This window comes from Synechococcus sp. B60.1 (assembly GCF_047462555.1).
Taxonomy (GTDB): Bacteria; Cyanobacteriota; Cyanobacteriia; order Thermostichales; family Thermostichaceae; genus Thermostichus.
This window is the reverse complement of record NZ_JANSJN010000038.1, coordinates 1-4,823: the sequence shown is the minus strand read 5'-3', so window position 1 is coordinate 4,823 and position 4,823 is coordinate 1. Positions and strand designations below refer to the sequence as shown.

Annotated in this window: 6 protein-coding genes; 5 read left to right on the top strand and 1 reads right to left on the bottom strand. The window is 60.5% G+C overall.

Going from position 1 to position 4,823, the window contains the following annotated elements; genetic code table 11:
• Window positions 1–146: 146 nt before the first annotated feature.
• Window positions 147–422 (bottom strand): DUF4404 family protein, encoded by a 276-nt coding sequence (locus tag NW863_RS05965; RefSeq protein ID WP_414365191.1) that lies wholly within the window; start codon window positions 420–422, stop codon window positions 147–149.
• Window positions 423–620: 198 nt separating this feature from the next.
• Between NW863_RS05965 and NW863_RS05960 the strand changes: the two genes are divergently transcribed.
• The 5 genes from NW863_RS05960 to NW863_RS05940 all read left to right on the top strand — a co-directional run bounded on the left by NW863_RS05960 (window position 621) and on the right by NW863_RS05940 (window position 4,791).
• Window positions 621–932 carry a hypothetical protein gene (locus tag NW863_RS05960; RefSeq protein ID WP_414365189.1) on the top strand — a complete coding sequence of 104 codons (312 nt, stop codon included), beginning with the start codon at window positions 621–623 and terminating at the stop codon, window positions 930–932.
• 135 nt (window positions 933–1,067) lie between these two features.
• Window positions 1,068–1,715: an SIMPL domain-containing protein gene (locus tag NW863_RS05955; protein ID WP_414365187.1), complete on the top strand. Its 648-nt coding sequence runs from the start codon at window positions 1,068–1,070 to the stop codon at window positions 1,713–1,715.
• Window positions 1,716–2,047: 332 nt separating this feature from the next.
• Window positions 2,048–3,280 (top strand): response regulator, encoded by a 1,233-nt coding sequence (locus NW863_RS05950; RefSeq protein WP_414365185.1) that lies wholly within the window; start codon window positions 2,048–2,050, stop codon window positions 3,278–3,280.
• Between the two features lie 71 nt (window positions 3,281–3,351).
• Window positions 3,352–3,846, top strand: a complete 495-nt coding sequence (locus NW863_RS05945) for a hypothetical protein (RefSeq protein WP_414365183.1) — start codon at window positions 3,352–3,354, stop codon at window positions 3,844–3,846.
• Between the two features lie 36 nt (window positions 3,847–3,882).
• Window positions 3,883–4,791 carry a shikimate dehydrogenase gene (locus NW863_RS05940; RefSeq protein ID WP_414365182.1) on the top strand — a complete coding sequence of 303 codons (909 nt, stop codon included), beginning with the start codon at window positions 3,883–3,885 and terminating at the stop codon, window positions 4,789–4,791.
• The last annotated feature ends 32 nt before the right edge of the window (window positions 4,792–4,823 follow it).

Here is a 4,823-nt window from a genome sequence, read left to right as displayed (position 1 = left end):
TGGCTTTCTCGGATGGCCTGGCGTAGCTCTTGGATCTCGCGGCTGTTGGCCGCAATCTGCTCGGCTGCCTGGGCTAGGAGTTGTTCTGCTCGATCTAAGCGGTCTTGGCTGTTCATTCTGAAACCCTCGGATACCCACTGGGGGAACTACAGACCCATCCCTGCCAGTGTGTCGATCACTTGCTCCAGGATCAGGGTGAGGTTGGGGTGGGAGGTTTCAAACAGGGCCAGCGCTTCCCCAATGCGAGCTTTCCGCCCTTGGTTTCGTGAGCTCTCGGTTGGGGATCCCAGCTCGGCCAGCACCGCCTCTACCTCCTGGCGAATGGTGGCGATGTGCTGCCGCTGCTTTTCATCCAAGCCAGGGGTTTTTTGCAACTCAACATCCAGGTCGTGCAGCAGTTGTCGCAGTTTCGATGCAGCCATTCTCAAAAAGACCTTATCAATTCACTCAATCAACAAATCGAGTTTTGACCACGCTGACTCAATCATACGTCCTGTGGGCAGGAGCGGAGATCGCTCTTTTGGAAGCGGCTAAGGCGGCAAAGGTTAACTTTTGCAGCCGGGGATCCCAGCCTTGGAGCAACTCCCATACGATGGGCAATAGCCTTGCTGTCTATCTCTATGTCTGAGCTGGCATTGGCCCTGCTGGGGGCAGTGGTTGCCGTTGCCCTGTTCCTGGGAATTTTTGTCTGGGAACAAAGACGCAGCCAGGAGCTGCTGCAGCGGTGGGCGGCAAAGCATGGCTACTCCATTCTGAGCCAGGAGGCGCGGTATTGGCGGCTGGGGCCTTTTTCCGGCAGCACTTCCAAGTATCAACGCGTGTTTTATGTGCGGATACGCAATCCGGGGGGGCAAGAACGCAGCGGCTGGGTGAGGTTAGGGAACTGGTGGCTGGGGCTTTTGTCAGATCAGGTGGAGGAACGGTGGAAGTAGGCTGGGGTTGAACGACTGAAGGGGGAAGCAATGGACAGGCTCAAGGGGTGGAAAAGGCTGAAGGGGGTGGCCTGGCTGGGCGTGGTACTGGCGCTGGCACTGTTGGGTTGGAACGCAATCGCTGGAGGCGGGGCAATGGCCAGTCCCGGTGAGGGATCCCGAACCTTGACGGTAACCGGCCAGGGATCTGTTGCGGTGGAAACCTCCATTGCCGTAATCCGGCTGGGGGTGGTGCTCCAAGGGGAGACAGCCCAAGCGGTACAGCAGCAGGTGGCCGAGCGCTCGGAGCGGCTGGTGAACCGCCTCAAAGAGCTGCAGGTGAGCGCCCTGCAGACCACCGGCATTTCTCTCTATCCGCAATACGACTACCAGCAGAGCCCACCCCGCCTGACCGGGGTACAGGGGCAAAACAGCCTGCAATTTGAAGTACCCATAGCCCGAGCCGGACAGGTGCTGGATGAAGCCGTGGCCGCCGGAGCCACCCAGGTGGAATCGGTCAGCTTCCGAGCGGATGAGGCCACCTTGCTGCAGGCGCGCAGCCGTGCCCTGACCCAGGCCGTGGAAGATGCCCAACGTCAAGCCAGCGATGTGTTGAGGGCCTTGAACCTGAGCATTCGTTCTGTGGAGGGCATCCAAATTCACAGCGAGGGCTCCATCGCGCCGCCAGTTCCTCTAGCAGGCATGGGTGGAGCGGAGTATGCTCGCCTACAGGCAGCCTCCACACCGGTGGAAGGAGGACAACAAGCCGTGCGCGCCCAAGTCACGCTTGAGATTCGTTTCTAGGTTCCTGGGGTGGCCATGAAGTCACGGCGAACCCTGCCTTCCCTCTCCCTGGGGCAGAGGAGGATTCCCCCTGGGGGCGTGAGGAGCAGTAGCGGGGAACGCCCAGAAGCATCTTCCTCGCGTTTAGAATGACTGCGAAACTTCAAAAATCTCAAAAAAATAACCCGGCAAAGTTAGGTAGTGGCTGCCAATCCCTACGTCTAGAATAACGATGGAAAACACGGGAAAGTTTGCTTTCCCGGATTTCCTTGTCATCTGGCTTTGGCTTACCCGTGGATCCCAATTTGGAGAACGCTGCTGCCACTGGTACGTCTGAAGGCCCTCAGGCGGGCTTGGGCGCTAGCAAAGGCGGAGCCAGCAGCTTGCGGGCCCATGTGCTGATCGTGGATGACAGTTACATGGTGGCAGAGATGTTGTCCAACTTTTTGGGTAAGCAGGGCTGTAGTATTTCTTATGCTTTGGATGGCTTGTCTGCCCTGGAGCAAATCCGCCGCCGGATCCCAGATCTCATCATCGCCGACTGGGTCATGCCCAATCTAAATGGCCTGGATCTATGCCGGCAGCTACGGCAATCACCCGAATATGCTTGGGTGTACTACATCCTCATGACCGCCCGCGAGGGCAACGACAGCATGGAGCGGGCGTTAGAAGCCGGAGCCGATGAGTTCCTCTCCAAGCCCTTTCAGGCGGCAGAGCTGCTGACGCGGGTGCGGGCAGGGCTGCGCATTGTGGAGAGCCGCCGCCAGCAATATCTGCTCCAGACTGGACAAAAACAAGTCTCATCTCCTTCTGGCTCGGTTGCTTTGGGCAATCGGCAGGATTTGGTTACTCGCTTGCCGTTGCGGGTGGCCCAAGCCCGTGCCCAATCAGATCCCCTCAGTTTGTTTGTGCTGCGCTTGGCCAACCTCAGTGCGCTGGGGCAAGGCCTAGAGGCCGGCGGTCGGGCTGCTCTTCTCAAGCTGTTTACGGATCGCTTGGCCCACAACTTGCGAGAGGGGGATGACCTCTTTTGCTACGACGAGGGGCAGTTTATTGTGGTGCTGCCGGGGAGCACTCTGGCTGCTGCCCAGATTGCCGCCGAGCGCTGCTGCCAGCGGTTGATCCAGGATCCCTTTGTGGTGAATGGGCGAGCGCTGCCGGTGCAGCTTCAATTTGGGGCGGCCACCCTCACAGATAAGGACGATCCCAAGGGGGTGGCCCTGGTGCGACGGGCTGCCCAAGCCCTGCGAGACAGCAAAAATGTCCACACTTCGGTGGTGACTGCACCTCATCCCATCCCGGTTTCCGATTGCAGTAGCGGGACGGCGTCCTCAGAGCTGCTGAAGCGTTTGCAACATCTAGAAAAAGAGAATGCCGAGCTACGCCAAGAGCTGGAAACTCGCCTCAGGCAGCTCGAGGAGTTGCGGCAACACAACCAGGATATCAGCCAAGGGGTGCGGGAGCCTAGGGCTGAGCGGTTTGAAGCTGGATCCCCCTCTCAGCAGCCCTTGGGGATCCGCCGGCGGAAACCGCGGCGGCGTCTGAAGCGTCAACTGGGCCGCGGAGGATGGCGACTGCGCCGGTAAGTCCAATCCCCAGAACCCGGCGGTGGGCTGGCCGCAGCAGAATAGGCAGGTGGGAGGTGGGAAGAACAGCCATGTTCAATTCTAGTCGGAGCCAATCCGCCATCTGGAAGCCAGCAAGAAGGTGGTTTCTCAACAACATCGAGCTGATCCTGACGGCGGTGGGGATAGGCGTAATCCTACTCAGCGGCTGGGTGGCCAGCCGCAGCGCTCTTTCCGTGGCGACGGCAACGGCGATCAGCGCCACCGTGGTGGGAGTTATCCACGGCATCCTGTTCTGGCTGTTGCGGCGGCGGCAACGCCGGGTGCGGCAGGAGGCGATCGGGCAAATTCGGGAAATGCTGGAGGATCTGGGCAAAAACCGGTTGCAAACCATCAAGATGAGCCTGTACCTGGTGCAGGTGCGCCAGCCAGATCAAGAAGAGCGCACCCGCCAAAGCTTTGACCGCGTCTACCAGATCCTGGGCGAGATGAGCAGTTTAATCGACCACATTTCCGAAGAATCCCTGGCCAGTTGGCGGCAGCGCTACCGGCAAACTTTAGATCGGGTGGAGTCGGAGTCTAACTAATCGGAGCTACAGGGCAGGGATCCCTTAGGAGCTGGGGTGGACAGACGGATTTCGGGAAGTACGCAATTGCTGGGCCTGATCGGGGATCCGGTGGCCCACAGCCTATCCCCGGCGATGCACAACGCTGCCTTGGCGGCCATGGGAGAAGACTACTGCTACGTGCCCTTTCCGGTGGCGGCAGAGCGCCTGGCAGTGGCGGTGGCCGGGCTGGCGGCCATCGGGGTGCGGGGGTTTAACGTCACCATTCCCCACAAGCAGGCGATTCTGCCTTTGCTCAGCCAGGTGGAAGCGCGGGCGGCAAAGGTGGGAGCAGTAAACACGGTCTACGCCTTGCCGGAGGGAGGCTGGGGCGGCACCAACACTGATATCGACGGCTTTGTTCAGCCTTTGCTGGGCCTGGAAAAGGGGATCCCCACCCTAATCCTGGGCTGTGGCGGGGCGGCGCGGGCGGCCATCCAGGGCTGTTTGGAGTTGGAGTTGGGGCCAGTACGGGTGGCCGGGCGATCCCCTGAGAAGTTACAGGCTTTGCAACAGACCTGGCCGCAGGTGGAAACGCTGAGCTGGGCCGAGCTGGAGCGCCACTTGCCCAAGACTTCCCTTGTGGTCAACACCACCCCCGTGGGCATGTACAAGCCGGGATCCACTGCTGAGCTGTCTCCCCTCAGCCGGGAGCAACTGCGCCTTCTGCCCGCCGGCGCCGTTGTCTACGATCTCATCTATGTACCGGATCCCACGCCGCTGCTGCGTATGGCCGCAGCGTTAGGCCACACCCCCATCAGTGGCCTGGAGATGCTGATCCACCAGGGGGCCAAGGCCCTCTCCCTCTGGCTGGGGGGCAAGCCTGTGCCGGTGGAGGTGATGCGGCAGGCGGCCCGGCAGCAGTTGGCCCAGATTGAGGTGGATAGGGCAAGGGATCCCAAGCCCCAGCTCTCCTCTCAAAGTTGAGCGCAATTGGCTGGGGGCGGGAACAATTGCCT

Coding starts and splice junctions, on each gene's coding strand:
- NW863_RS05965 (WP_414365191.1), bottom strand. CDS start 422: ATGGCTGCATCGAAACTGCGACAACTGCTGCACGACCTGGATGTTGAG.
- NW863_RS05960 (WP_414365189.1), top strand. CDS start 621: ATGTCTGAGCTGGCATTGGCCCTGCTGGGGGCAGTGGTTGCCGTTGCC.
- NW863_RS05955 (WP_414365187.1), top strand. CDS start 1,068: ATGGCCAGTCCCGGTGAGGGATCCCGAACCTTGACGGTAACCGGCCAG.
- NW863_RS05945 (WP_414365183.1), top strand. CDS start 3,352: ATGTTCAATTCTAGTCGGAGCCAATCCGCCATCTGGAAGCCAGCAAGA.